This is a genomic window from Thalassococcus arenae (assembly GCF_019104745.1).
GTDB lineage: Bacteria > Pseudomonadota > Alphaproteobacteria > Rhodobacterales > Rhodobacteraceae > Thalassococcus_B > Thalassococcus_B arenae.
Genome location: NZ_JAHRWL010000001.1, coordinates 1,718,326 through 1,744,431 on the forward strand (window position 1 = coordinate 1,718,326; position 26,106 = coordinate 1,744,431).

21 protein-coding genes and 1 tRNA gene are annotated in these 26,106 nt (G+C 64.5%); 17 read left to right on the plus strand and 5 right to left on the minus strand.

Features of this window, described 5'->3' with window-relative positions; translation table 11 throughout:
- Nucleotides 1–18: 18 nt before the first annotated feature.
- Nucleotides 19–2,334: a DNA topoisomerase IV subunit A gene (locus KUH32_RS08490; RefSeq protein ID WP_217777604.1), complete on the minus strand. Its 2,316-nt coding sequence runs from the start codon at nt 2,332–2,334 to the stop codon at nt 19–21.
- A 159-nt stretch (nt 2,335–2,493) separates the two neighbouring features.
- Between KUH32_RS08490 and KUH32_RS08495 the strand changes: the two genes are divergently transcribed.
- From KUH32_RS08495 to KUH32_RS08510, 4 genes are all read left to right on the plus strand, one after another.
- Entirely contained in the window at nt 2,494–3,066 is a 573-nt protein-coding gene (locus KUH32_RS08495) for an SH3 domain-containing protein (RefSeq protein WP_217777605.1), read from the plus strand.
- Nucleotides 3,067–3,103: 37 nt separating this feature from the next.
- Nucleotides 3,104–3,934: an SDR family NAD(P)-dependent oxidoreductase gene (locus KUH32_RS08500; protein ID WP_217777606.1), complete on the plus strand. Its 831-nt coding sequence runs from the start codon at nt 3,104–3,106 to the stop codon at nt 3,932–3,934.
- Between the two features lie 65 nt (nt 3,935–3,999).
- Nucleotides 4,000–4,203 (plus strand): twin transmembrane helix small protein, encoded by a 204-nt coding sequence (locus KUH32_RS08505; protein ID WP_217777607.1) that lies wholly within the window; start codon nt 4,000–4,002, stop codon nt 4,201–4,203.
- A 1-nt stretch (nt 4,204) separates the two neighbouring features.
- On the plus strand, nt 4,205–4,777 hold the full coding sequence (locus KUH32_RS08510) for a cob(I)yrinic acid a,c-diamide adenosyltransferase (protein WP_217777608.1): 573 nt from the start codon (nt 4,205–4,207) through the stop codon (nt 4,775–4,777).
- 361 nt (nt 4,778–5,138) lie between these two features.
- On the opposite strand, the gene KUH32_RS08515 is transcribed toward KUH32_RS08510, so the two are convergent.
- On the minus strand, nt 5,139–6,506 hold the full coding sequence (locus KUH32_RS08515; protein ID WP_217777609.1) for a cytochrome P450: 1,368 nt from the start codon (nt 6,504–6,506) through the stop codon (nt 5,139–5,141).
- 127 nt (nt 6,507–6,633) lie between these two features.
- Between KUH32_RS08515 and KUH32_RS08520 the strand changes: the two genes are divergently transcribed.
- Entirely contained in the window at nt 6,634–7,242 is a 609-nt protein-coding gene (locus KUH32_RS08520; RefSeq protein WP_217777610.1) for a hypothetical protein, read from the plus strand.
- A 120-nt stretch (nt 7,243–7,362) separates the two neighbouring features.
- Nucleotides 7,363–8,538 carry an elongation factor Tu gene (tuf, locus tag KUH32_RS08525; RefSeq protein ID WP_217777611.1) on the plus strand — a complete coding sequence of 392 codons (1,176 nt, stop codon included), beginning with the start codon at nt 7,363–7,365 and terminating at the stop codon, nt 8,536–8,538.
- A gap of 116 nt (nt 8,539–8,654) precedes the next feature.
- Here tuf and KUH32_RS08530 read toward each other — a convergent pair whose 3' ends face one another.
- Complete coding sequence (locus KUH32_RS08530; protein ID WP_217777612.1) at nt 8,655–8,876, minus strand: hypothetical protein; 222 nt, start codon at nt 8,874–8,876, stop codon at nt 8,655–8,657.
- A gap of 478 nt (nt 8,877–9,354) precedes the next feature.
- Here KUH32_RS08530 and KUH32_RS08535 point away from each other — a divergent pair.
- The 5 genes from KUH32_RS08535 (at nt 9,355) to KUH32_RS08555 (ending at nt 12,009) form a co-directional block, all read left to right on the plus strand.
- Nucleotides 9,355–9,430: transfer RNA gene (locus KUH32_RS08535), tRNA-Trp, on the plus strand.
- 25 nt (nt 9,431–9,455) lie between these two features.
- Nucleotides 9,456–10,121: a CatB-related O-acetyltransferase gene (locus KUH32_RS08540; RefSeq protein ID WP_217777613.1), complete on the plus strand. Its 666-nt coding sequence runs from the start codon at nt 9,456–9,458 to the stop codon at nt 10,119–10,121.
- A gap of 53 nt (nt 10,122–10,174) precedes the next feature.
- On the plus strand, nt 10,175–10,372 hold the full coding sequence (secE, locus tag KUH32_RS08545; RefSeq protein WP_217777614.1) for a preprotein translocase subunit SecE: 198 nt from the start codon (nt 10,175–10,177) through the stop codon (nt 10,370–10,372).
- A 152-nt stretch (nt 10,373–10,524) separates the two neighbouring features.
- Entirely contained in the window at nt 10,525–11,058 is a 534-nt protein-coding gene (nusG, locus tag KUH32_RS08550; protein ID WP_217777615.1) for a transcription termination/antitermination protein NusG, read from the plus strand.
- A gap of 477 nt (nt 11,059–11,535) precedes the next feature.
- A complete protein-coding gene (locus tag KUH32_RS08555; RefSeq protein WP_217777616.1) occupies nt 11,536–12,009 on the plus strand; it encodes a hypothetical protein in 474 nt (157 codons plus the stop codon).
- Nucleotides 12,010–12,031: 22 nt separating this feature from the next.
- Here the strand turns inward: KUH32_RS08555 and KUH32_RS18630 are convergent, their stop codons facing one another.
- On the minus strand, nt 12,032–13,267 hold the full coding sequence (locus KUH32_RS18630; protein ID WP_217777617.1) for a helix-turn-helix transcriptional regulator: 1,236 nt from the start codon (nt 13,265–13,267) through the stop codon (nt 12,032–12,034).
- A gap of 336 nt (nt 13,268–13,603) precedes the next feature.
- Between KUH32_RS18630 and rplK the strand changes: the two genes are divergently transcribed.
- Entirely contained in the window at nt 13,604–14,053 is a 450-nt protein-coding gene (rplK, locus tag KUH32_RS08565) for a 50S ribosomal protein L11 (protein WP_217777618.1), read from the plus strand.
- A 1-nt stretch (nt 14,054) separates the two neighbouring features.
- Nucleotides 14,055–14,756, plus strand: coding sequence for a 50S ribosomal protein L1 (gene rplA, locus KUH32_RS08570; RefSeq protein WP_217777619.1), 702 nt, complete (start codon nt 14,055–14,057; stop codon nt 14,754–14,756).
- 33 nt (nt 14,757–14,789) lie between these two features.
- Here the strand turns inward: rplA and KUH32_RS08575 are convergent, their stop codons facing one another.
- On the minus strand, nt 14,790–15,914 hold the full coding sequence (locus KUH32_RS08575) for a Hint domain-containing protein (RefSeq protein ID WP_217777620.1): 1,125 nt from the start codon (nt 15,912–15,914) through the stop codon (nt 14,790–14,792).
- 425 nt (nt 15,915–16,339) lie between these two features.
- On the opposite strand from KUH32_RS08575, the gene rplJ reads away from it, so the two are divergent.
- The 4 genes from rplJ to rpoC all read left to right on the plus strand — a co-directional run bounded on the left by rplJ (nt 16,340) and on the right by rpoC (nt 26,067).
- Nucleotides 16,340–16,852: a 50S ribosomal protein L10 gene (gene rplJ, locus KUH32_RS08580; RefSeq protein ID WP_217777621.1), complete on the plus strand. Its 513-nt coding sequence runs from the start codon at nt 16,340–16,342 to the stop codon at nt 16,850–16,852.
- Nucleotides 16,853–16,926: 74 nt separating this feature from the next.
- Nucleotides 16,927–17,310, plus strand: a complete 384-nt coding sequence (gene rplL / locus KUH32_RS08585; protein ID WP_217777622.1) for a 50S ribosomal protein L7/L12 — start codon at nt 16,927–16,929, stop codon at nt 17,308–17,310.
- A 258-nt stretch (nt 17,311–17,568) separates the two neighbouring features.
- Nucleotides 17,569–21,705, plus strand: a complete 4,137-nt coding sequence (gene rpoB / locus KUH32_RS08590; RefSeq protein ID WP_217777623.1) for a DNA-directed RNA polymerase subunit beta — start codon at nt 17,569–17,571, stop codon at nt 21,703–21,705.
- Between the two features lie 105 nt (nt 21,706–21,810).
- Nucleotides 21,811–26,067, plus strand: coding sequence for a DNA-directed RNA polymerase subunit beta' (gene rpoC / locus KUH32_RS08595; protein ID WP_217777624.1), 4,257 nt, complete (start codon nt 21,811–21,813; stop codon nt 26,065–26,067).
- Nucleotides 26,068–26,106 lie beyond the last annotated feature (39 nt).

The following is a 26,106-nucleotide window of genomic DNA, read 5'->3' on the forward strand; positions in this document are numbered from 1 at the left end:
AACCGGCCCGCGCCGGGATCAGGTGAAGCGGTTGTCGCGGGGGAAGCCGCGGGGGGCCATGCGCCCGGCGCTGGCGCGCTTGCCGATCCATTCGTCGAGTTCGGTTTCGGTTCTTGTTCGTCCGGCCGGGTCGCGCCAGGAGAGGCCTTCGCCCAGGGTGAAGGTCGTCGCATCGCTCAGGCCTCCGTCCTTGTATTTCTGTAGCCGAACGCCCTTACCGCGCCCCATCTCGGGCAGTTCGTCAAGCATGAAGACCAGAACCTTGCGGTTTTCGCCGACCACTGCCACGGCATCGCCCTGAACCGGTGCGCAGACGCGCGCCTTGACGTCGTCGCGCACGTTCAGCACCTGCTTGCCGGCGCGGGTCTGGGCCACCACGTCATCCTCGGGCACGACGAACCCGTCGCCGGCGGACGAGGCCACCAGCAGCTTGCCGCCGGGGCGGTGGATGAACAGATCGACGATCTCGGCCTCGTTGGGCAGGTCGACCATCAGCCGCAGCGGTTCGCCCATGCCGCGCCCGCCGGGCAGGTTCGCGGCGGAGAGCGTGTAAAAGCGCCCGTTGCTGCCGAAGACCAGCAGCTTGTCGGTGGTTTCGGCGTGAAAGATGAAGCGCGGGCTGTCGCCGTCCTTGAATTTCAACTCGCGGGTCAGGTCGATATGGCCGGTCATGGCGCGGATCCAGCCCATCTGCGAGCAGACCACCGTGACCGGTTCGCGTTCGATCATCGCCTCGAGCGGCACGTCTTCGGCTTCGGCCGCCTCGGCGAAGGTGGTCAGCCGCTGACCGCGGTCGTAACCCTTGGTGAAGGTCTTTTTCACCGCGCGCAATTCATCGGTGATCGTGTCCCATTGCAGCCCGGGCTGTTCCAGCAGGTCCTCGAGCCCGGCGCGTTCCTCCATCAACGCGTCGCGTTCGGCGACCAGTTCCATTTCCTCGAGCCGCCGCAGCGACCGCAGGCGCATGTTCAGGATCGCCTCGGCCTGAACCTCGGTCAGGCCCATCGCGTCCTCGTCCGCGACCGGCGGGGGCGAGACGTAGTCGGATTCGTCGGTGGCGCGGGTGAAATCGCGGCCCCAATCCTCGCGCATGAGCGCCGCCTTGGGGTCATCGTCGTATCGGATGATGTCGATGACGCGGTCAAGGTTCAGAAAGGCGACGATGAGCCCTTCCAGCACCTCCAGCCGGTGGTCGATCTTTTCCATCCGGTGGGTCGAGCGCCGGATCAGCACGTCGCGGCGGAAGTCGAGGAAGGCGCGCAGCACTTCCTTGAGCGAGCAGACCTTGGGCGTGACGCCGTCGATCAGCACGTTCATGTTCAGCGAAAAGCGGATTTCGAGGTCCGAGTTCCTGAACAGCATGTTCATCAGGATGTCGGGATCGACATTCTTGGACTTGGGTTCCAGCACAAGGCGGATGTCGTCGGCGGATTCGTCGCGGACATCGGCGAGAATCGGCAGCTTTTTCGTCTGGATCAGTTCGGCGATCCGTTCGACCAGCTTGGATTTCTGCACCTGGTAGGGGATTTCCGTGACCACGACCTGCCAGGTGCCGCGGCCCAGGTCCTCGACCTGCCATTTCGCCCGCAGCCGGATCGAGCCGCGGCCGGTGCGATAGGCCTGGGCGATGTTCTCGGCCGGTTCGACGATAACACCGCCGGTCGGGAAATCCGGGCCGGGCACGTAGTTGAGCAGCGTGTCGTCGCGGGCGTCGGGTGTCTTGATGAGATGCAGGCAGGCATCGATCAGTTCGCCGATATTGTGCGGCGGGATGTTGGTGGCCATGCCCACGGCGATGCCCGCCGCGCCGTTGGCCAGCAGGTTGGGATAAGAGGCGGGCAGCACGACCGGTTCTTCCAGCCGGCCGTCGTAATTGGGGCGGAAATCGACGGCGTTCTCGTCCAGCCCGTTGAGCAGGGCTTCGGCCATCACCGTCATCCGGGCTTCGGTGTAGCGGCTGGCGGCGGGGTTGTCGCCGTCGATATTGCCGAAATTGCCCTGGCCGTCGACCAGCGGGTAGCGGATGGTGAAATCCTGCGCCAGCCGTGCCATCGCGTCATAGATCGCCGCGTCGCCGTGCGGATGGAAATCGCCCATCGTGTCGCCGCTGATCTTGGCCGACTTCAGGAATCCGCCGGTCGAGGACAGCCGCAGCCGTCGCATTGCATAGAGAATCCGCCGGTGCACCGGCTTGAGCCCGTCGCGCGCATCGGGCAGGGCGCGGTGCATGATCGTCGACAGCGCGTAGGTCAGATACCGTTCGCCGATCGCCCGCCGCAGCGGTTCCGCCAAGTTGCGGGGGTTCATGTTGGGGTCGACGACGGGATCATCCATAGATGCTGTGATACCGTTGCGCTTGCGCACCGGCAAGCGGCGGGCCGGGAAATTTTCCGGCAATTTCCCTTCGTGCAACACGGCGATTGGGTTAATGATGAATCCTGTCCGCATTTCTGCACGCGGACCAAGTCAAGATTTTCGGTGGGGGGAACAGCCATGTTTCGGCTGGTGGTCATTACTTTTGGTGTATTGGGGTGGTCCTGGTTCGAGTTGTCGGGCGGGACGGATTTCGAACCGGGCGAGAACGGTGTGACGTTGCTGGCGCGGGTCGACGCGCCGGAAATCGCCGACGAGGTGCCGCAGGTCGCACGCGCGACAGGAGCCGAGGGGCTGACCGCAATAGCCGGCGCGGCTCCGGCCAAGCTGGTTTTCCCGTCCAGTGTCAAGCATCTCAGTGCACAAACGCTGCCCGCCGCTTCCGCCGACAAGCTGGCGCCGCTGGCCGGCGAAGAGATCGAGATCGAGATCGTCGCGGCACGCGTCGTGACGTCGGCCGCGATTGCCGGGGTGACAAGCGCCGACGCCGAACCCGATCTGCGCCTGATCACCGGCAGCCGCGTCAACATGCGCAACGGCCCGGGTACGGATTATTCCGTTGTCGGGCGCCTGGTGCGTGGCGACCAGGTCGAGATCCTGCAGAATTCCGGGGACGGTTGGGTCAAGCTGCGCGCGCTCAAGGGCAACCGGGTGGGCTGGATGTCGGCGCGGTTCGTGACGGCGGCGAACTGATCTTTCCCTCGACCGCGCGACGCGCTATCTGCCGCGAATGACGGCGCGGTCCATCCTCATCACGGGTTGTTCCTCGGGCATCGGGCTGGATGCGGCCCGCGGGTTGCGCGACCGTGGCTGGCGGGTTTTCGCGGCCTGCCGCAAGCCGGGCGATTGCGCGGCGCGCAGCGCCGAAGGGTTCGAGGCGCCGCGGATGGACTACGCCGATCCGGGCAGCCTCGAGTCGGGACTGGCCGAGGTGCTGAACGCCACCGGCGGCAGGCTGGACGCGCTGTTCAACAATGGCGCCTTCGCCACCCCCGGCGCGGTCGAGGACCTGCCCGCCGACGCGCTGCGGGCGATCTTCGAGACTAATGTCTTCGGCTGGCACGACCTGACCTGCCGTGTCATCCCGGTGATGCGGGCGCAGGGGCATGGGCGGATCGTCAATCATTCCTCGGTCCTGGGGATGGTCACGATGCCCTGGCGCGGTGCCTACAACGCCACCAAGTTCGCCACCGAGGGTCTGACCGACACGCTGCGGATCGAGATGCGCGACACGCCGATCCGGGTCATCACGCTGAACACCGGCCCGGTCACGTCGATGATCCGGCAGAATTCGATCCCGCATTTCGAACGCTGGGTGAACTGGAAGGCGTCGGCCCGTGCCGCGCAATACGAGGCGCAGTTGCTGAAGCGGCTATACGAGGATCGCGGCCCGGACGCGTTCGAGCTTCCGCCCGGCGCGGTGACGAAAAAGCTGATCCATGCGCTGGAATCGCGTCGGCCCCGGGCGCGCTATTACATCACCACGCCCACCTACCTGATGGGCGCCGCGCGGCGATTGCTGCCGACACGCGGGCTGGACTGGCTGCTGTCCAGGGGCTGAAGCGCAATCGCCATTCGCTTTTGCGGCAAACCCCGCTATGTCGGCGTGGACGCACAGGAGGTGACATGGCCAAGGATCCGCTTTTCATCGTCATGGCGATTGCCATGTTCGTCGTCGTCGGCGTTTTGCTTTTCGGCATCGGGTCGTTTGCCAAGGGCGGCGAATTCAACAAGAAATATGCCAACAAGGCGATGCGCTGGCGCATCATCGCGCAATTCGTGGCGGTGATGCTGATCCTGCTGTTCGTCTGGCTGCGACGGGGGGCATGACATGGTCGTTCTGAACAAGATCTACACCAAGACCGGCGATGCCGGGGAAACCGCTTTGGGCAACGGTGCGCGGGTGGCGAAATTCGCCAAGCGGGTCGAGGCCTACGGCACCTCGGACGAGCTGAATTCGGTGGTCGGCCTGGCCCGGCTTCATGCGACCGGCGAGATGGACGCGCGTTTGTCGCGCATCCAGAACGACCTGTTCGATCTGGGCGCCGATCTCTGCGTGCCTGACATGGACAAGGATGCCGAGGCGGAATACCCGCCGCTGCGGATGGTGGCGGCCCAGGTAACGCGGCTGGAACGCGAGATCGACGCGATGAACGAGGTGCTCGAACCCCTGCGCAGTTTCATCCTGCCGGGCGGGTCGGTGCTTTCGGCGCATCTGCACCAGTGCCGGACGGTGGCGCGCCGGGCCGAGCGGCTCGCGGTGGAACTGGCGACGGTCGAGGCGGTGAACGCCGAAGCGGTGAAGTACCTCAACCGCCTCAGCGACTGGTTCTTCGTCGCCGCACGCATCGCCAACGACGACGGCAAGGCCGACGTGTTGTGGGTTCCGGGCGCGAACCGGTGAAACCGGCGGCGCGTCCAGCGGACGCGTCGGTGCCCGGAAGGGCGAAGCCCCGGCCCGAGAGGGCGGGCGCGAACCGGTGAAACCGGCGACGCGTCCAGCGGACGCGTCGGTGCCCGGAAGGGCGAAGCCCCGGCCCGAGAGGGCGGGCGCGAACCGGTGAAACCGGCGGCGCGTCCAGCGGACGCGTCGGTGCCCGGAAGGGCGAAGCCCCGGCCCGAGAGGGCGGGCGCGAACCGGTGAAACCGGCGGCGCGTCCAGCATTTCCGCCGACCAGAAACCGGCCAAGCTTCTGATCACCCTTCATCTTGCCCGATAAACTCCGGGGTGAATTGGCCGCTCGCGGCCAAGAGGGGCTGGCCCCTTACAGCGGTTTGGCTTCCAGCCAGACGCCGCCTTCGGGGCGCAGGGTCAGGATCATCACCGGTTCGGGGCTGCGGCCCGGGATCGCGTCAAAGCGGTGATTGGCCAGCAGCGAGGCGAGGATGATCACCGCTTCCTGGATGGCGAAGGACATGCCGATGCAGATCCGCGGCCCGTCGCCGAAGGGCAGGTAGGCATAGCGGTCGGGCCTGGTCTTGTCCCAGCGATCCGGCCGGAAGGCGTCCGGGGCGTCCCAAAGCAGATGATGGCGGTGCAGCGCGTAGATCGGAACGATCACCGTGTCGCCGGGGCGGATTTCGCGGCCGCAGAGTTCGTCCGCCTCTTGCGCGGTGCGCGAGATCATCCCCGCGGGCGGGTAGAGCCGCAGCGCCTCGTCGATGACGCGCCGCACCAGCGGCAGTTTCGCCACGTCCGCACCGGTGGCGATGCCGCCCTTTCCGACGACGCTCAGAACTTCGTCGCGGGCGGCAGACTGGATGTCCTGGTCGAAGGCCAGCAGATAGAGCGACCATGCCAGCGTCAGCGCCGTCGTCTCGTGCCCGGCCACGATGAAGGTCAGCAGGTTGTCGCGCAGCTCGGCGGTGTTCATGGTGCGCTTGGTTTCGGGGTCTTCGCCGGCCAGCAGCAGGTCGAGCAGGTCGGGCACGCCGTCATGGCCGCGCCTGGCACGGGCCTCGATGGCGCTGTCGGCGACCTTCTTCATCTCGGCTACCCCGCCCGCCGACAGGATGCGCCCGGGCCGCGGCACCCAGTCGGGAAAGCCCAGGATGTCGAACAGCGAGATCTTTCCGGCCTCCGCGATATAGGCGTCGATGGCGCCGTGTACCGCGTCGCGGTCAAAGCCTTCGTCGCCGGAGAAGGTCACGTCCGAGATGACGTCGAAGGTGGTGGTCACCATCTCGGCCAGGAAATCCACGGCGCGCGGCCCGGCCTGGGCGATCCGCGCAACCGACCGTTCGGCGGCGCCGGACATGACCGGCGCGAGGTTCATCACGTTGCGCTGCGAAAAGACCGGCGCAGCAGCGCGGCGCTGCCAGCGCCAATGCGCGCCTTCGGCGATGAAAAGCGATTCCCCGATCGCCGGTTTCAGCAGGTTCTTGGTGACGACGGATTTGGGGTAGTTGTCCAGTTTCTCGAGAAGCATGCGCCGCAAGGCACCGGGATCCATCACCATGTGCCAGCGCTTGCCGGTCTTGCCCGACACCATGGGTTGGCGCGTGGCGATGTCGGGGATGATCGACAGCACGTTGCGGCGGCTGGCCTGCAGGCTGGCCCAGATCCCCATCGGCTGCGTGACCAGAGGCACGCGGACGGGCAGGGCGGGGTCGATGGGGCGGTGTTCGGTCATGACGGCCTCGGTTCTCGGCTCGCTTCACCAAGATAGGTGTTTTGGCGGTCGCGGCAAAGCCCGCGCAGCCGATTGCACCGCACTGCACGCTGCGCTATCCCGGTCGGGCTGCCCAAGAGGACTTGTCATGCTGCGCGTGTTTGCCGTTCTGTCGCTGGTTCTGGCCCTGGCCAATTGCACCAACGCCACCGCCGATCTGGAGGGTCCGACCGAGCCGCTTGGGGATTTCAGGCTGGGCCATGTCGGGGTGGTGGCGCCGAACCTGCAAAAGCTGCTGGTCTCGCGCGATGCCACCCAAGAGGAATGGATCGCCGCCGTCGGGGGCGCGCTCGAGACCCGGTTCGAGCGGTTCGAAGGCGACAAGTTCTATCATCTCGGCGTCAGCGTCGAGGCCTATTCGCTGCCGCCGCCGGTGGTGCCGGGCAAGTCCGCGCTGTCGCTGCGCGTGACGGTCTGGGACGATGCGGCGCAGGCCAAGCTGAACGACGAAAGCGAGGTCATCAACGTGATCCGCGTCTTCGAATCCCGCCTGACGCAGACCCGTGAAACGCAGATGCAGGCACTGGTCGACGAGGCCGCCAAGGCGGTCGAGGACTGGCTGCGCGAAAGGCAGGCAGAACAGGGCTGGTTCGGTGGTGTGCCGGCCGACGCGCCCGCCGCCGAACCCGCCGCCGCGCCCGCCGCTGTTGCCGTCGAAGCGCCGCCTGCGCCGGATGCGGTTTTTTCCGGCGAATGACCCCTTGCAGCACCATGGCGGGCGTCAATCCGGCGCTTGATTTTCCCGGTCCAAGCCGATAATCGGCCCGCGATGTGGAACCGGGCCGGTTTGGTCCCATAACGCGAGGCATCTGGACGGATGGCAAAGGAAAAGTTTTCGCGGTCGAAGCCGCACTGCAACATCGGCACGATTGGTCACGTTGACCACGGCAAGACGACGCTGACGGCGGCGATCACGAAGTATTTCGGTGATTTCAAGGCGTATGACGCGATCGACTCGGCGCCCGAGGAGAAGGCGCGGGGGATCACGATCTCGACGGCGCATGTGGAATACGAGACCGACGCGCGGCACTATGCGCATGTCGATTGCCCGGGCCACGCGGACTATGTGAAGAACATGATCACGGGTGCGGCGCAGATGGACGGCGCGATCCTGGTGGTGAACGCCGCCGACGGCCCGATGCCGCAGACCCGCGAGCACATCCTGCTGGGCCGCCAGGTCGGCATCCCGGCGATGGTGGTGTTCCTCAACAAGGTCGACCAGGTCGACGACGAGGAGCTTCTGGAGCTGGTCGAGATGGAAGTGCGCGAGCTTCTTTCGGCCTACGACTTCCCGGGCGACGACATCCCGATCATCGCGGGTTCGGCGCTGGCGGCGCTGGAAGGCCGCGATCCGGAGATCGGCGAGAACAAGATCCGCGAGCTGATGCAGGCGGTTGACGATTACATCCCGCAGCCGGCGCGGGCGGTTGACCAGCCGTTCCTGATGCCGATCGAGGACGTGTTCTCGATCTCGGGGCGCGGCACGGTCGTGACCGGCCGTGTCGAGCGGGGCGTGATCAACGTGGGCGACGAGATCGAGATCGTCGGCATCCGCGACACCAAGAAGACGACCTGCACGGGTGTCGAGATGTTCCGCAAGCTGCTGGATCGCGGCGAGGCGGGCGACAATATCGGCGCGCTGCTGCGCGGCGTCGAGCGTGACGGTGTCGAGCGCGGCCAGGTGCTGTGCAAGCCGGGTTCGGTGACGCCGCACACCAAGTTCGAGGCCGAGGTCTACATCCTGACCAAGGAAGAGGGCGGCCGCCACACGCCGTTCTTCGCGAACTACCGCCCGCAATTCTACTTCCGCACGACGGACGTGACGGGGACGGTGGAACTGCCGTCGGGCACCGAGATGGTGATGCCGGGCGACAACCTGAAGTTCACCGTGGAACTGATCGCGCCGATCGCGATGGAAGACGGCCTGCGCTTCGCCATCCGCGAAGGCGGCCGCACCGTCGGCTCCGGCGTCGTCGCCAAGATCCTCGAGTAAGCCGACAGCGCGGTCCGTGCAGTTGCCGCGGACCACGGGATCACGGACAGTGGAGAAGGGCGTCCTTGCGGGCGCCCTTCTTGTATCGACGGTCGGACGAGGGGCCGACCCCGGCGTCAGTTGAGGATCGACCGGATCTGGCCGCTTTTCTCGCTGTTGGTGTCGCCGGAATGAACGATCGAATTGATCGTGGCGACTTGTGCGTTGCTCAGGCCGGAGAAGTCGGCGCTCGGCACCAGCAACTGCGCTTCGGGCGACACTTCGGTCTGGGTCATTGCCTGGGCTGCGCCGGTCAGGGTGGCAAGGGCGATCGCGGTGATTGCGAGGGTCTTTTTCATCTGGTGGTCCTTTCTGTGTGTGGTGCGGGCAGCGCCCGCCTTGTGATGTCTTGGCTGTCTGGCTGTTGCCGACACCAGACAAGCTAGGAAGGCGACCCGGCAGTTTGAAATCACGGAAACTCGCATCCGGCTCACACGGATTTGCCCTTGAATTTGAACGTTGAACGCCGGGAGTTGTGCGGAATTTCACAACCTTGGTGCGGCTCAAGCCGGCAAGCCGATTTCGCCGGCGGCGGCGGTCCGGCGTCCGTGCATCCGCGCGACCCGAACGCCGTCATTTCGCACGGTCAACAGTTTGTGACCCGGATTTTTCGGGCCGATGTTTCAGCGGCCTCGCCGGCGCGTGAACCGACCGGATGCGATCCGCGGGCGAAGGCGGCGCAAACTGTGCCGCGAACCGGGGGAAATACCCGTCGGGGATGGCGCGAAACGGCTCTTGATTTCACCGCGCCCATGGCTTAGGCCACGTCTCGGCCTTAGGGGTATAGCTCAGCTGGTAGAGCGACGGTCTCCAAAACCGTAGGTCGCGGGTTCGAGCCCTGCTGCCCCTGCCACCGACCTTCCGAAAGGAGGCGGACCATGCCGTTTCCACAGCCTGACGAAATGCATCCCGTTCAACTGGTCGGCGGCGGTCGCCACAAGGGCACGGTCTTTTTGAAAGCCGTTTTGAACCATCCCCGGATAGCCGTGGGCGACTACACGTACATGTCGGCCCATGACGATCTTTGCGACCCCGATCAGATCGCGGCGCGGCTGGCGCCTTATCTGTTTGCCTTTTCGCCCGAACGTCTCGTCATCGGCAAGTTCTGCCAGATCGCCGACGGCGTCCGGATCATCACCGCCAGCGCCAATCACCGGCGCGACGGGCTGTCGACCTTCCCTTTCGCCATCTTCGATGGCGGTGCCGCGGATGGGAGGCCCAGCATGCCGGCACCCGGTCCGGACACGATCATCGGCAACGATGTCTGGTTGGGGGCCGGCGCGACCGTGATGCCGGGTGCGCGGATCGGAGATGGGGTGATCGTCGCAGCGGGCGCCGTCGTGACGGGCAGTGCCGCGCCCTACACGGTCATCGGCGGAAACCCTGCGCAGGTAATCCGCCGCCGATTGCCAGCGACCGCGGCTGCGCGCATGCAGGCGCTGGCCTGGTGGGATTGGCCGATCGATCATATCCTCGAGCATGAAGCCCTGATCTGCGGCACCGATCTGGACGCCCTCGAAGCCGCCGCGCCCCGCCGCGCTTGAAATCCCGCGGTGCTCCGGTTATCTCGCTCGCAACACAACAGCGGAACCCAGACATGGCAACCACCAATCCCCTTCAGTTCATCCAGCAGGTTCGCGCCGAGGTTTCCAAGATCGTCTGGCCGACCCGCCGCGAGGTGGTGCTGACCACGGTCATGGTGTTCATCATGGCGACACTGACGGCGATCTTCTTTGCCCTGGTCGATCTGCTGATCCGCTCGGGGCTGCAGGGCCTGCTGACGATGTTCGGCTGATGCGCCCCGGCCTCTTGCAATGCGGGCGGGCCGGCTGTAAGACACCACCGATCATGACCGGGCGTGCAGCGTAAATGCTGCACGCCGGTTTTCTTTCAGGCGGGCGGAATCGGCGCCCCGGCACACGACAAGACAACAAGGGTGACGGCACCATGGCAAAGCGCTGGTATTCGGTGAGCGTGCTTTCGAACTTCGAAAAGAAGATCGCGGAGCAGATCCGGCAGGCGGTGGAAGAGCAGGGCTTGCAGGACCAGATCGACGAGGTCCTGGTGCCGACCGAGGAAGTCATCGAGGTGCGTCGCGGCAAGAAGGTCACGACCGAGCGCCGCTTCATGCCCGGCTATGTTCTGGTGCACATGGAGATGTCCGACCAGGGCTATCACCTGGTGAATTCGATCAACCGGGTCACCGGGTTCCTGGGGCCGCAGGGCCGCCCGATGCCGATGCGCGATGCCGAGGTCGAGGCGATCCTGGGCCGGGTTCAGGAAGGCGAAGAAGCGCCGCGCATGGAGATCCGCTTCGAGGTCGGCGAAAAGGTCAAGGTCACCGATGGCCCGTTCGAGGGTTTCGACGGCATGGTCGAAGGCGTCGACGATGCCAGCCAGCGCCTGCGCGTCAGCGTGTCGATCTTCGGCCGCGAAACGCCGGTGGAACTGGAATACACGCAGGTGTCCAAGGAAATCTGACGCCTTGCCCCGGTGCACGGCCGGGCCTTGCTGCAGCGCTGTGGTTGCCGAGAATATCGGCAGCCACTCGTGATCGGATGGTGTTCCGGGTAAACCTGCCCATGTGGGGGTGTTGCCCCGATCGAACCGGCTGCGCGTTACGCATCGCCGCGAATTCTGACCGGCATGGGCAAAATTGCTCAATCCGCCCGACGCTGCCTTCCCTAACGTTACCCCGTGACGAAGAAGGAAGGGAGATTTCCCAATGACCAGAGGTTTGAAAACACTTGCCGTGTCGGCGCTTGCGGCATCGATATGTGCCGGTTCCGCGGCATCCGCACAAGGGATCGACATCGTCTTGCCGGTTCTGACTTTCCCGGAGCAAGGCGCATTCACCGCGCAGGCCGAGAACGGTTGTACGCTGTGGCGTTGCGGCGCGGCCGTCGAGGTCACCCGGAACACGACGGTTTCTCCTTTGGCGACCAGTGGAGACGACCAGTGACGCGCCTGGTTCCCGCACTTCTCATGACGGTCGCGGCTACGGCCGCCGCTGCCGGCGGCACCTATGACATGGCGGCGACCGGCCAGGGCATGACCGAACGCGAGGTTTTCCCGATCGCCGACGGGTTCATGGCGGCTAGCCTGAAATCGACGATGCAGACCAGCAACCTGGGCGATGGTCACCCTTTCAGCGGCATGGACGGCCATTGTTCCGGCCATCTTGTCGTGCGGGTGCCCGCGGCATCCGGGTCGGGTGTGTGCCACTATGTCAATGCGGCCGGCGACACTGCGGTGATCCAGTATGTCGTGCATGGCCTGACACAGGACGGCGGTATGCACGGGGCCTGGCTGGCGCTTGGCGGCACCGGCGCGATGAGCGGTGTCCAGGGCGGAGGAAGCTGGATCAATTCCGCCGTCAGCGACGCCGGCGCATTCGACCAGTCCGTTTCCGGGGCCATCACCTTGCCTTGACAACGATAGCGCCTGTCGCGCCTCACTGTCGCGGCAGGCTTCTGGGGCGGAAAAGATAGGGATCGTCGCTGTCGAACATCGCGCCTACGGTGCGGAAGACCGAAAGAGCTTCGGCCAATTCGCGGTTCGAATTGACGCCGATCTTGTCGTAGACGGACTGGATCTGGTTGCGGATGGTCTTTTCGGCCCGACCGGAGCGATCGGCGATCTGCGCCGGGCTGCGTCCGGTCACCATCGCCGCGCAGATTTCTGCTTCGCGGTCCGTCAACTGGAAGACATCCCGCAAAAGCCCCGCGTTGAGCCGGAATGCGCCATGCGTTCCAGCAAAGATCGCCAAGAGCTGTTCACAGTCGAAGACATCCCGTTCCGACATCAGGTGGGTCGACATGGCGGGATGGAATGGCGCGACGCACAGCGAAACCTCGCCATCGTGATGATCGATGCGAAACCCATGCGGACCGTCGTCCTTTCGAACCGCCCGCAGCACGGAATAAAGGCCTTCGGAACCGTCCGGGTCCACCATGGACAAACGTCCATGCGCCGTCAGTTTCAGCAACTCGCCGCGTTCGAGAAGCCGCAGCCCCGCGGAATTCGCGGTTTGCAGAATGCCGTCGCGGTCGGTGATCATCAGTGGCAGTGCTATGGCGTCGAGAAATCCCTTGTAGGTCTCGGCGGCTTCTTTCGCCATGTGCAAGGCACGAGCGATCCGCGTTGCCCGGACGACATGGGGCGACAGTGTTTCCAACAGGGATCGCAGACCGGCGGCGTCCTTTTCGGCCGGGTCGTCGTCGATTTCGAAGAACAGGAACGCGGCCAGCCGCGCGCCGTTCAGGGCGAACAGCAGCGACGTCCAGTGGCCGGTTCCGCCCGGCTCCATGAAAATCCTGCTGAACTCGGATTGCCGGTATTCTTCGTCCGTGTACCAGTCGCGCGAGCTGCGGACGCGTCCGAGTGTCGGCGGATCGCGGCGCAGAATCTCGGCCCGCTCGGTGGCATAGTCGGCCTGGTCGCCGATGAAGTGCCCGTCATACCAGTTTTCGTCGTATTCGGCCTTGAACCGTTCGGTGACAAAGCCCGAAGGTGTATAGAGACCGACGAAATGCGGTCCGTCGAACGTGCCGGTAATCGCCATGTGGCCGGGGAACAGATCGCAGATACCTTCCAGCAGCCTGCGCCACTGGTCCGTCTCCAATGCCGAGTCGTAGACCAGCCCGATCAAGTCGCTGAGCACACGCGTATGGTCGAAATGCGGCTGCACCGGAAACCGGTCCTTTGGTGGTGAGCGGAAGAAATGGATTGAACTGAATACGCCCCCACCCTACGCCGCGCCGGGACGTCCCGGCAAGTTGCGGCGCCGAGAGGCGTCTGTTCGGCGGGGTCGACTTCGCGGCCAAGACAGCGAATGCCCGGTTTTCCGGGCCTGTGCGGGCCGCGCACTGGACCCTTGCATCGCGCTGCACTTCTCGTGTATCGCACCGCATCCGCGCAATGCGGATTCCCATGTGGGAGGCGAGGGTCACGCGTGATCCGGACCGCACCACATCCAAATCACGCCGCGGGGACGCGCCCTGCGGCCGGACAAAGGAGACAGCCGATGGCCAAGAAGCTTGCCGGCAAGATGAAGCTGCAGATCCCTGCAGGTAAAGCCAACCCGTCGCCGCCCGTGGGCCCCGCCCTGGGTCAGCGCGGCATCAACATCATGGAATTCTGCAAGGCGTTCAACGCCAAGACGCAGGACATGGAGCCCGGCGCGCCGTGCCCGACCGTGATCACCTACTACCAGGACAAGTCCTTTACCATGGACATCAAGACGCCGCCGGCGTCGTACTACCTGAAGAAGGCCGCAGGTCTGAAGCCGGTGGGCAAGCGCAACCGTCCCAAGGGCGCCGTGCTGCCGGGCCGTGAAACCGCGGGCACCGTGACGATCAAGCAGGTGCGCGAGATCGCCGAAGCGAAGATGAAGGACCTCTCGGCCAATGACGTCGAGGCGGCCATGCAGATCATCCTTGGCTCGGCCAAGTCCATGGGCATCGAGGTGAAGTAAGATGGCAAAGCTCGGAAAACGTACCCGCGCCGCGCGCGAAGCCTTCGCCGGCAAGGAAAACATCAGTGTCGAAGAGGCCGTGGCCCTGATCAAGGCAAACGCCAACGCCAAGTTCGACGAGACCGTCGAAATCGCGATGAACCTGGGCGTCGATCCGCGCCACGCCGACCAGATGGTTCGCGGCGTGGTCGGCCTGCCCAACGGCACTGGCAAGACGGTGCGCGTGGCGGTCTTTGCCCGCGGCGCCAAGGCCGAAGAAGCTCAGGCCGCAGGGGCCGACATTGTCGGTGCCGAAGACCTGATGGAGATCGTGCAAGGCGGCAAGATCGAGTTCGATCGCTGCATCGCGACCCCCGACATGATGCCGATCGTCGGCCGCCTGGGCAAGGTTCTGGGGCCGCGCAACCTGATGCCGAACCCCAAGGTCGGCACGGTGACGATGGACGTCAAGGAAGCCGTCGAGGCGGCCAAAGGCGGCCAGGTGCAGTTCAAGGCCGAAAAGGCAGGCGTGGTCCATGCCGGTGTCGGCAAGGCGTCGTTCGACGAGGCAAAGCTGGTGGAAAACATCCGCGCCTTCGTTTCGGCGGTGTCGGCGGCCAAGCCTTCGGGCGCCAAGGGCACCTACATGAAGAAAATCGCGCTCAGCTCGTCGATGGGCCCGGGCGTGTCGATCTCGGTCGAAAGCGCAACCGGCAACGCCTGAAGCGTACGGAATGCACATTCGGAAAGGGCGCCGTCACGGCGCCCTTTTTCGTTTCGCCACTGCATGGCGTCGCCATCCGTTCGTGCGAAGGCGCGCTTCGCAATCCCGCACGCTCAGCGCCTCGCGCGCCAGCGGGCCGTAGCCCCGACCGGGGTTCTGCACCAGCCGCGCCACGGTACGCATGAGATCGGCGCATTCGGCGTCGGGCAACATGTGCAGCGCCATGACGCCGGGATAGAAGGACTCGGCCGCCACGCCGTTGGCGATCAGGATACCGTGGCGGTCGAGCAGGACGTGGTGATAGGTGACGCGGCGTTTGCCGCGCATCCGGCGCACGCGGGGCAGCGCCAGCAAAGCCTTGGCCGGAGCCAGGACGCCCCTTTCGGCGACATGGCCGCGCAGCATCGGTGCCGGCAGCAAGATGCGGTGATTGGGCGACACCGCCAAGGGTAGCGTCGGTTGGCCGGGGCCCAGGGCGTCCACGCCGAAGCGGATCGGTTTGTCGGCGTCGCGCAGTTGGTTGCCCGTCAGTGTCTTGGCGCCGACCCAGCGGATGATCTGCGCGCCGCGGTCCAGCGTCATCACGGCGTCGCCGACACGCAGGGTTTCGACCGGACGGTCGCCCTGCGGCGTTCGGATCAGCGTGCCCGACGCATAGCAGACGATGCCGTTGTAGGATTGCGAGGACGATCCGTAGCCGGCCGAACTGTCGGCCGGATCGCCGTCCAGCCCGTGCGCCGGCGTGAAGGTCTGTCCGGTGCTGGGCGCATCGCCGAGGGCATAGGTGAAACCCACGTTGACCCCGTTGATGGCGACGACGAAAACCTGGTTGCCGGCAGCGTCGACCATCGAGAATTCGTTCTGCACCACCGATCCGGCGGTGTAGAGCGTGCCGTTGATGGTGACATCGCTGGTCAGCGTCTGGGCGGCGCCGGTTTCGACATAGCCGTCTTCGAACACGCCGTCGTCGTCGGTGATGTCGATTTGCGTGGGCGTGCCGCCGTTGAAGGTGAAGGTTTCACCGATCCAGGTGGGGTTGGCGGACTGATAGTCGGGCGCGTCCGGGGCATTGGCATGCGTGTCGCCCTCGATATTCGCGAAGGGAAGGCCGGCGGGCAGGGTGAACATCGACCAGTCGTATATGGCAATGAAGGGCATGCGATGCGCTGGTCCGGTTCCGCGGGCTGTCTTACTGATGCTCACTTATCAGCCGGCAAAGGTGGATTTTCGGCTAAAACGTGGAGATATTGTGCTATCCAGGCCCTGCGGTTCGGGAGCCGCAGGCCAAAAGCCGCGAGAAATCGGATTTCGTGAATTTGACGGTTGCCCCCACCGGCGATCCCACATAAACCGCAGTTCGCAGACCAGCGTGCGATTCGTCGTGCGCTGTTTTGCGTTCGTCCGAGACGGTGGGTGACCCTTGTGGTCATAAATCCTGCCCGAGACGGGAAGAGACATCTCTCCGGCGTGGCATTCACGGCGGTCTGGCGATGCGACGACCCGATCGGACCTTGTGGTTCAGGCCTGTGCCTGGGCCGGAAAGAGCCGGAGGGGTCGCCCCCTCCATCAACTGGAGTAAAACTGTGGATAGAGCCCAGAAAGAGAAAGTGGTCGAGGAACTCGGCCAGATCTTCGAAAGCTCTGGCGTCGTGGTGGTTTCCCGCTACGAAGGTCTCACGGTTGCCGAGATGCAGGACCTGCGTGGGCGCGCCCGCGCCAACAACACGTCGGTTCGCGTCGCCAAGAACAGGCTCGCCAAGATCGCGCTCGAGGGCAAGGAATGCGCCAGCATCGCCAAGTTCCTCGAGGGCATGACCGTTCTCACCTTCTCCGAAGACCCGGTGGCCGCGGCCAAGGTCGTCGAAGACTTCGCCAAGGACAACAAGAAGTTCGAAGTCCTGGGCGGGGCGATGGGTGGAACGTTCCTGGATCGGGCCGGTGTCGAGGCCGTGTCGAAAATGCCGTCGCGCGAGGAGCTCATCGCTTCGATCGTCGGCTGCATCGGCGCACCCGCTTCGAACATCGCCGGTGCGATTGGCGCCCCTGCTTCGAATATCGCCTCCATCCTGTCGACCATCGAGGAAAAGGCGGCGTAACGCGCAACCCGTGACCCGCGTGGGGTTGATCCCGCGACGTTGGAACACATCTAGAAAACGGAAAGAGTCTCAAAATGGCTGATCTGAAAGCACTTGCCGAGCAAATCGTCAACCTGACGCTGCTTGAAGCACAAGAACTGAAAACCATCCTCAAGGACGAATACGGCATCGAACCCGCCGCTGGTGGCGCGGTGATGATGGCCGGCCCCGCAGGCGGTGACGCCGGCGGCGCAGCCGAAGAGGAAAAGACCGAATTCGACGTGATCCTCAAGTCGGCTGGCGACAAGAAGATCAACGTGATCAAGGAAGTCCGCGGCATCACCGGCCTGGGCCTGAAAGAAGCCAAGGACCTCGTCGAGGCCGGCGGCAAGGCCGTGAAGGAAGGCGTCTCGAAGGACGAGGCCGAGGAAATCAAGAAGAAGCTCGAAGAGGCAGGCGCCGAAGTCGAGCTCAAGTAATCCGGCAGGCATTCCGGGTCGTCCGACCCGGAATGCCGTCGGCACTTGTCAGGCTGGACCGGAAAACCCGGTCCAGCCGAACCTGTCTCAGAGAGCCCCTTTGCGAAGGGGCTCCCTCGGACAAGGTTCGCGGATCGGGCGGTTTCCGGTGGGACGGAAACCAGGAATGGATCGCGGACAAGCCGTCACTGAGGGATGCACCGCCGACCCCCCGCGGAGGTCGTGTCCCGCCGAGATGTTCGAAAGGTGACAACTATCATGGCGCAAAGCTTCCTTGGCCAGAAACGTCTTCGTCGTTACTACGGCAAGATCCGCGAAGTGCTGGAAATGCCGAACCTCATCGAGGTTCAGAAATCCAGCTACGAACTGTTCCTGAAATCCGGCGACCAGCCCCAGCCCAGCGACGGCGAGGGCATCAAGGGCGTGTTCCAGTCGGTCTTCCCGATCAAGGATTTCAACGAGACCGCGGTTCTGGAGTTCGTCAACTACGAACTGGAGAAGCCGAAATACGACGTCGAAGAATGCATGCAGCGCGACATGACCTACAGCGCGCCGCTGAAGGTCACGCTGCGGCTGATCGTGTTCGACGTGGACGAGGATACCGGCGCCAAGTCGGTCAAGGACATCAAGGAACAGGACGTCTTCATGGGCGACATGCCCCTGATGACCCCGAACGGAACGTTCATCGTGAACGGCACCGAACGGGTTATCGTGTCCCAGATGCACCGTTCGCCCGGCGTGTTCTTCGACCATGACAAGGGCAAGACCCATTCCTCGGGCAAGCTGTTGTTCGCCTGCCGGATCATTCCCTATCGCGGGTCGTGGCTGGATTTCGAATTCGACGCCAAGGACATCGTGTTCGCCCGCATCGACCGGCGCCGGAAGCTGCCGGTGACGACGCTGCTTTATGCCCTGGGCCTGGACCAGGAAGGCATCATGGATGCCTATTACGAAACCGTCACCTATCGCCTGCGCAAGGGGGAAGGCTGGGCGACGAAGTTCTTCCCGGAACGGGTCCGCGGCACCCGCCCGGCCTTTGATCTGGTCGACGCCGACAGCGGCGAAGTGATCGGCGAGGCCGGCAAGAAGGTCACGCCGCGCGCCGTGAAGAAACTGATCGACGAAGGCAAGGTCAAGAACCTGCTGGTGCCTTTCGAACAGATCGTGGGCAAGTTCGCTGCCAAGGACATCATCAACGAAGAAAACGGCGCCATCTATGTCGAGGCGGGTGACGAACTGACCTGGACCGTCGACAAGGACGGCGACGTGACGGGCGGCAGCCTGAAGGAGCTGATCGACGCCGGCATCACCGAGATCCCGGTTCTGGACATCGACAACATCACCGTCGGCGCCTACATGCGCAACACGATGGCGCAGGACAAGAACATGAACCGCGACACCGCGCTCATGGATATCTACCGCGTCATGCGCCCCGGCGAACCGCCGACCGTCGAAGCGGCCTCGGCGCTGTTCGACACGCTGTTCTTCGACAGCGAACGCTATGACCTGTCCGCCGTGGGCCGGGTCAAGATGAACATGCGCCTGAATCTGGACAAGCCGGACACGCAGCGCACGCTCGACCGCGAGGATATCGTGGCCTGCATCAAGGCGCTGGTCGAACTGCGCGACGGCAAGGGCGATATCGACGACATCGACCACCTCGGCAACCGCCGGGTGCGGTCGGTCGGCGAACTGATGGAGAACCAGTATCGCGTCGGCCTGCTGCGCATGGAGCGCGCCATCAAGGAGCGGATGTCCTCGGTCGAGATCGACACGGTGATGCCGCAGGACCTGATCAACGCCAAGCCGGCGGCGGCCGCGGTGCGCGAATTCTTCGGCTCGTCGCAGCTGTCGCAGTTCATGGACCAGACCAACCCGCTGTCGGAAGTCACGCACAAGCGGCGCCTGTCGGCGCTTGGGCCGGGCGGCCTGACCCGCGAACGCGCGGGGTTCGAGGTGCGCGACGTGCACCCCACCCACTATGGCCGCATGTGCCCGATCGAGACGCCGGAAGGCCCGAATATCGGTCTCATCAACTCGCTGGCCACGTTTGCCCGCGTGAACAAGTACGGCTTTATCGAAACGCCGTATCGCGTGGTCAAGGAAGGCCAGGTCACGGACGAAGTGCACTACATGTCCGCGACCGAGGAAATGCGCCACACGGTGGCGCAGGCCAACGCCACGCTGGACGAGGCGGGCAAGTTCGTGAATGACCTGGTGTCGACCCGCCAGGCCGGCGACTACACCCTGGCGCCGCGCGAAAACGTCGACCTGATCGACGTGTCGCCGAAACAGCTGGTTTCGGTGGCGGCTTCGCTGATTCCGTTCCTGGAAAACGACGACGCCAACCGCGCCTTGATGGGCTCGAACATGCAGCGTCAGGCCGTGCCGACGCTGCGCTCCGAGGCGCCGCTGATCGGCACCGGCATCGAAGAGATCGTGGCGCGCGACTCCGGCGCTGCGGTGCTGGCCAACCGCGCCGGCATCATCGACCAGGTCGACGCCCAGCGGATCGTGATCCGGGCGACGGAGGATCTCGATCCCGGCGATCCGGGCGTCGATATCTACCGGATGCGCAAGTTCCAGCGATCCAACCAGAACACCTGCATCAACCAGAACCCGCTGGTGAAGGTGGGTCAGATGGTCGAGAAGGGCGAGGTCATCGCAGATGGCCCGTCGACGGATATGGGGGAACTGGCGCTCGGCAAGAACGTGGTCGTCGCGTTCATGCCGTGGAACGGCTACAACTACGAGGACTCGATCCTGATCTCGGAACGCATCGCCCGCGATGACGTTTTCACGAGCATTCACATCGAGGAATTCGAAGTGGCCGCCCGCGACACCAAGCTGGGGCCGGAAGAGATCACCCGCGACATCCCGAACGTCGGCGAGGAAGCGCTGCGCAACCTCGACGAGGCGGGCATCGTCTATATCGGCGCCGACGTGCAGCCGGGCGACATCCTGGTGGGCAAGATCACCCCCAAGGGCGAAAGCCCGATGACGCCGGAAGAAAAGCTGCTGCGCGCGATCTTCGGCGAAAAGGCCAGCGATGTGCGCGACACTTCGCTGCGCGTCAAGCCGGGCGATTACGGTACGGTGGTCGAGGTGCGCGTGTTCAACCGCCACGGTGTGGACAAGGACGAACGCGCCCTGCAGATCGAGCGCGAAGAGGTCGAAAGCCTGGCGCGTGACCGCGACGACGAGCTGGCGATCCTGGACCGCAACATCTATGCGCGTCTGAATTCGATGATCATGGGCAAGGTGGCCGTGAAGGGCCCCAAGGGCATCAAGCCGAATTCCGAGATCACCGAAGAACTGCTGCAATCGCTGACCCGCGGTCAGTGGTGGCAACTGGCACTGGAAGACGAGCAGGACGCCAAGAACGTCGAAGCGCTGCACGACCAGTACGAGGCGCAGAAGCGTGCGCTGGATGCGCGGTTCGAGGACAAGGTCGAAAAGGTCCGCCGTGGCGACGATCTGCCCCCGGGTGTCATGAAGATGGTCAAGGTCTTCATCGCGGTGAAGCGCAAGCTGCAGCCGGGTGACAAGATGGCCGGCCGTCACGGCAACAAGGGCGTGATTTCCAAGGTGGTGCCGATGGAGGACATGCCGTTCCTCGCGGATGGCACGCCGGTCGATTTCTGCCTCAACCCGCTGGGCGTGCCGTCGCGCATGAACGTCGGCCAGATCCTTGAAACCCACATGGGCTGGGCCGCGCGCGGCCTGGGTCTGAAGATCGACGAGGCGCTGAGCGAGTACCGCCGGTCGGGTGACCTGACCCCGGTGCGCGAGGCGATGAAGATCGCCTATGGCGACGAGGTCTACGAGGAAGGCATCAAGGGCATGTCCGAGGACCAGCTGGTCGAGGCGGCCGGCAACGTGGTCAACGGCGTGCCGATCGCGACGCCGGTCTTCGACGGCGCCAAGGAGGCCGATGTCAATGACGCGCTGACCCGCGCGGGCTTTGACACGTCGGGCCAGTCGATCCTGTTTGACGGCCGCACCGGCGAGCAATTCTCGCGCCCCGTGACCGTGGGTGTGAAATACCTGCTCAAGCTGCACCACCTGGTGGACGACAAGATCCACGCGCGGTCGACCGGGCCCTACAGCCTGGTGACGCAGCAGCCGCTGGGCGGCAAGGCGCAGTTCGGCGGTCAGCGCTTCGGCGAGATGGAGGTCTGGGCGCTGGAAGCCTACGGCGCCGCCTACACCCTGCAGGAAATGCTGACGGTGAAGTCGGACGACGTGGCGGGCCGGACCAAGGTCTACGAGTCGATCGTCAAGGGCGAGGACAATTTCGAGGCCGGGGTGCCGGAATCGTTCAACGTTCTCGTCAAGGAGGTCCGGGGTCTGGGCCTCAACATGGAACTCCTGGATGCGGAGGAGGATGAGTGACGGGGCAAGCTGTGCGTGCAAGCACGCACCCTACCCCGATGCCCGCAGGGTGCGTGCTTGCACGCACCTGCCTCCCCCGCTTCCCTCTGAATTCGTGAGGACAGAATGAACCAGGAACTGACCAACAACCCGTTCAACCCGCTGACCCCGCCCAAGGTGTTCGACGAGATCCGTGTGAGCCTCGCGAGCCCGGAGCGGATCCTGTCGTGGTCCTTCGGCGAGATCAAGAAGCCGGAAACCATCAACTACCGCACGTTCAAGCCCGAGCGTGACGGCCTGTTCTGCGCGCGCATCTTTGGTCCGATCAAGGATTACGAATGCCTGTGCGGCAAGTACAAGCGCATGAAGTATCGCGGCGTCGTCTGCGAGAAATGCGGCGTCGAAGTCACGCTGCAGAAGGTCCGCCGCGAGCGCATGGGCCATATCGAGCTGGCCGCGCCCTGCGCGCATATCTGGTTCCTCAAGTCGTTGCCCTCGCGCATCGGCCTGATGCTGGACATGACCCTGCGCGATCTGGAACGCATTCTCTATTTCGAGAACTACGTGGTGATCGAGCCGGGCCTGACCGACCTGACCTATGGCCAGCTGATGAGCGAAGAGGAATTTCTCGACGCGCAGGACCAGTTCGGCATGGACGCCTTTACCGCCAATATCGGCGCCGAGGCGATCCGTGAGATGCTGGCCAATATCGATCTCGAAGCCGAGGCCGAGCAGCTGCGCGCCGACCTCAAGGAAGCCACCGGCGAGCTGAAGCCCAAGAAGATCATCAAGCGGCTGAAAGTGGTCGAGTCGTTCCTGGAATCCGGCAACCGTCCGGAATGGATGGTGCTGACCGTAATCCCGGTCATCCCGCCGGAACTGCGCCCGCTGGTGCCGCTGGATGGCGGCCGGTTCGCGACGTCGGACCTGAACGACCTCTATCGCCGGGTCATCAACCGCAACAACCGCCTCAAGCGACTGATCGAGTTGCGCGCGCCGGACATCATCGTCCGCAACGAAAAGCGGATGCTGCAGGAAGCGGTGGATGCGCTGTTCGACAACGGTCGCCGCGGCCGCGTCATCACCGGCGCCAATAAGCGCCCGCTGAAATCGCTGTCGGACATGCTCAAGGGCAAGCAGGGCCGGTTCCGGCAGAACCTGCTGGGCAAGCGCGTCGACTTTTCCGGCCGCTCGGTCATCGTGACCGGGCCGGAGCTGAAGTTGCACCAGTGCGGCCTGCCCAAGAAGATGGCGCTCGAACTGTTCAAGCCGTTCATCTATTCGCGGCTGGAGGCCAAGGGTCTTTCGTCGACGGTGAAACAGGCCAAGAAGCTGGTCGAAAAGGAACGCCCCGAGGTCTGGGACATCCTGGACGAGGTGATCCGCGAGCACCCGGTTCTGCTGAACCGCGCGCCGACGCTGCACCGTCTGGGCATCCAGGCGTTCGAACCGATCCTGATCGAAGGCAAGGCGATCCAGCTGCATCCGCTGGTCTGTTCGGCCTTCAACGCCGATTTCGACGGCGACCAGATGGCCGTGCACGTCCCGCTGAGCCTCGAGGCGCAGCTGGAAGCGCGCGTGCTGATGATGTCGACGAACAACGTTCTGTCGCCCGCCAACGGCGCGCCGATCATCGTGCCGTCGCAGGACATGATCCTGGGGCTTTACTACACCTCGATCCAGCGTGACGGCATGAAGGGCGAGGGCATGAAATTCGCCTCGATCGAAGAGGTGGAACATGCGCTGACCGCCGGCGAAGTGCATCTGCACGCCAAGATCGAGGCGCGGATCAAGCAGATCGACGCCGAGGGCAACGAGGTGTTCAAGCGTTACGAGACGACGCCGGGCCGGGTGCGGCTGGGCGCGCTTCTGCCGCTGAACGCCAAGGCGCCGTTCGAGCTGGTCAACACGCTGCTGCGCAAGAAGGACGTGCAGCGCGTGATCGACACCGTCTACCGCTATTGCGGCCAGAAGGAATCGGTCATCTTCTGCGACCAGATCATGTCGATGGGTTTCAAGGAAGCGTTCAAGGCCGGCATCTCCTTCGGCAAGGACGACATGGTGATCCCCGACGACAAATGGGGCATCGTCGACGAGACCCGCGACCAGGTGAAGGATTTCGAACAGCAGTACATGGACGGCCTGATCACCCAGGGTGAAAAGTACAACAAGGTCGTCGATGCATGGTCGAAGTGCAACGACAAGGTCACCGATGCGATGATGGCCACGATCTCGGCCGCCCGCAAGGACGAGACCGGCGCCGAGATGGAGCCGAACTCGGTCTACATGATGGCGCATTCCGGTGCGCGGGGCTCGGTCACGCAGATGAAGCAGCTGGGCGGGATGCGCGGCCTGATGGCCAAGCCGAACGGCGACATCATCGAGACGCCGATCATCTCGAACTTCAAGGAAGGCCTGACCGTTCTCGAGTACTTCAACTCGACCCACGGCGCCCGCAAGGGTCTGTCGGACACCGCGCTCAAGACGGCGAATTCCGGCTACCTGACCCGCCGCCTTGTGGACGTGGCGCAGGATTGCATCATCCGCATGCTGGATTGCGGCACCGACAGGGCGATCACCGCGGAACCGGCGGTCAACGATGGTGAAGTCGTGGCATCGCTGGCCGAGCGTGTGCTGGGCCGCGTCGCGGCCGAGGACATCGTGCATCCGGGCACCGAAGAGGTGATCGTGCGCGAGGGCCAGCTGATCGATGAACGCATGTCGGACGCGATCGACGAGGCGGGTGTCGCCACGGCGCGCATCCGTTCGCCGCTGACCTGCGAGGCCGAAGAGGGCGTCTGCGCCAAGTGCTACGGCCGCGACCTGGCGCGCGGCACGATGGTGAACACCGGCGAGGCCGTGGGAATCATCGCGGCGCAGTCGATCGGCGAACCCGGCACCCAGCTGACGATGCGGACGTTCCACATCGGCGGCGTGGCCCAGGGCGGCCAGCAATCGTTCCTGGAATCCTCGCAAGAGGGCAAGGTGGTGTTCGACAGCGCCTCGACTCTGCAGAACGCAGCGGGCGAGATGCTGGTGATGGGCCGCAACATGAAGCTGCGGATCGTCGACGAGAATGGCAACGAGCGCGCCAGCCACAAGCTGGGTTACGGCTCCAAGCTGTTCGTGGCCGAGGGCGACATGGTCAAGCGCGGCCAGAAGCTGTTCGAGTGGGATCCCTACACCCTGCCGATCATCGCCGAGGCCGACGGTATCGCGCGGCATGTCGACCTGGTGAACGGCGTGGCCGTCCGGGACGAAACCGACGATGCCACCGGCATGACCCAGAAGATCGTGATCGACTGGCGTGCCGCGCCCAAGGGCAACGAGCTGAAACCGGAAATCATCCTGCAGGATGCCGATGGCGAGCCGGTCCGCAACGCGGCCGGCAACCCGATCACCTACCCGATGTCGGTTGACGCGATCCTGTCCTGCGAAGACGGGCAGGAGATCAAGGCCGGCGACGTCGTGGCGCGGATCCCGCGCGAAGGTGCCAAGACCAAGGACATCACCGGCGGTCTGCCGCGGGTGGCGGAACTGTTCGAGGCGCGCCGCCCCAAGGATCACGCGATCATCGCGGAAATCGATGGCTATGTGCGGTTCGGCAAGGACTACAAGAACAAGCGCCGCATCACCATCGAACCGGCCGACGACACGCTTGAGCCGCGGGAATACATGATCCCCAAGGGCAAGCACATCCCGGTGGCCGAAGGCGATTACGTCCAGAAGGGCGACTACATCATGGACGGCAACCCCGCACCCCACGACATCCTGTCGATCATGGGGATCGAGGCGCTGGCCAACTACATGATCGACGAGGTGCAGGACGTCTATCGTCTGCAGGGCGTGAAGATCAACGACAAGCATGTCGAGGTGATCGTGCGCCAGATGCTGCAGAAATGGGAGATCCTGGACAGCGGCGACACCACGTTGCTGAAGGGCGAACACGTGGACAAGGCCGAGTTCGACGCGGCGAACCAGAAGGTCGAAAAGAAGGGTGGCCGCCCGGCCAAGGGCGAACCGATCCTCTTGGGCATCACCAAGGCCTCGCTGCAGACCCGGTCGTTCATCTCGGCGGCGTCGTTCCAGGAAACCACCCGCGTGCTGACCGAAGCTTCGGTTCAGGGCAAGGTGGACCGCCTGGTCGGCCTCAAGGAGAACGTCATCGTCGGCCGCCTGATCCCGGCGGGTACCGGTGGCGCGACCCAGAAGGTGCGCCGCATCGCCCAGGATCGCGACAATGTCGTGATCGAGGCACGCCGCGAAGAAGCCGAGGCCGCCGCTGCCCTGGCCGCGCCCGAGGCCGACCCTTCGGCCAACGACGTGGTTGGCGGCGACGAGTTCGATACGCTGATCGTGGACACGCCGGAAAGCCGCGAATAACCGGCCAAAGATCGTGCAAGACAAGGGCCCCTGCGCAAG

Bases quoted from the DNA above. Each gene is read 5' to 3' on its own strand.
- KUH32_RS08510 (WP_217777608.1), top strand. From the start codon at position 4,205: ATGGTCGTTCTGAACAAGATCTACACCAAGACCGGCGATGCCGGGGAA.
- rpoB (WP_217777623.1), top strand. From the start codon at position 17,569: ATGGCGCAAAGCTTCCTTGGCCAGAAACGTCTTCGTCGTTACTACGGC.
- secE (WP_217777614.1), top strand. From the start codon at position 10,175: ATGGCAACCACCAATCCCCTTCAGTTCATCCAGCAGGTTCGCGCCGAG.
- rplA (WP_217777619.1), top strand. From the start codon at position 14,055: ATGGCAAAGCTCGGAAAACGTACCCGCGCCGCGCGCGAAGCCTTCGCC.
- KUH32_RS08505 (WP_217777607.1), top strand. From the start codon at position 4,000: ATGGCCAAGGATCCGCTTTTCATCGTCATGGCGATTGCCATGTTCGTC.
- KUH32_RS08500 (WP_217777606.1), top strand. From the start codon at position 3,104: ATGACGGCGCGGTCCATCCTCATCACGGGTTGTTCCTCGGGCATCGGG.
- KUH32_RS08515 (WP_217777609.1), bottom strand. From the start codon at position 6,506: ATGACCGAACACCGCCCCATCGACCCCGCCCTGCCCGTCCGCGTGCCT.
- KUH32_RS08540 (WP_217777613.1), top strand. From the start codon at position 9,456: ATGCCGTTTCCACAGCCTGACGAAATGCATCCCGTTCAACTGGTCGGC.
- nusG (WP_217777615.1), top strand. From the start codon at position 10,525: ATGGCAAAGCGCTGGTATTCGGTGAGCGTGCTTTCGAACTTCGAAAAG.
- tuf (WP_217777611.1), top strand. From the start codon at position 7,363: ATGGCAAAGGAAAAGTTTTCGCGGTCGAAGCCGCACTGCAACATCGGC.
- KUH32_RS08530 (WP_217777612.1), bottom strand. From the start codon at position 8,876: ATGAAAAAGACCCTCGCAATCACCGCGATCGCCCTTGCCACCCTGACC.
- KUH32_RS08490 (WP_217777604.1), bottom strand. From the start codon at position 2,334: ATGGATGATCCCGTCGTCGACCCCAACATGAACCCCCGCAACTTGGCG.
- rplK (WP_217777618.1), top strand. From the start codon at position 13,604: ATGGCCAAGAAGCTTGCCGGCAAGATGAAGCTGCAGATCCCTGCAGGT.
- KUH32_RS08495 (WP_217777605.1), top strand. From the start codon at position 2,494: ATGTTTCGGCTGGTGGTCATTACTTTTGGTGTATTGGGGTGGTCCTGG.
- rplL (WP_217777622.1), top strand. From the start codon at position 16,927: ATGGCTGATCTGAAAGCACTTGCCGAGCAAATCGTCAACCTGACGCTG.
- KUH32_RS08520 (WP_217777610.1), top strand. From the start codon at position 6,634: ATGCTGCGCGTGTTTGCCGTTCTGTCGCTGGTTCTGGCCCTGGCCAAT.
- KUH32_RS08575 (WP_217777620.1), bottom strand. From the start codon at position 15,914: ATGCCCTTCATTGCCATATACGACTGGTCGATGTTCACCCTGCCCGCC.
- rpoC (WP_217777624.1), top strand. From the start codon at position 21,811: ATGAACCAGGAACTGACCAACAACCCGTTCAACCCGCTGACCCCGCCC.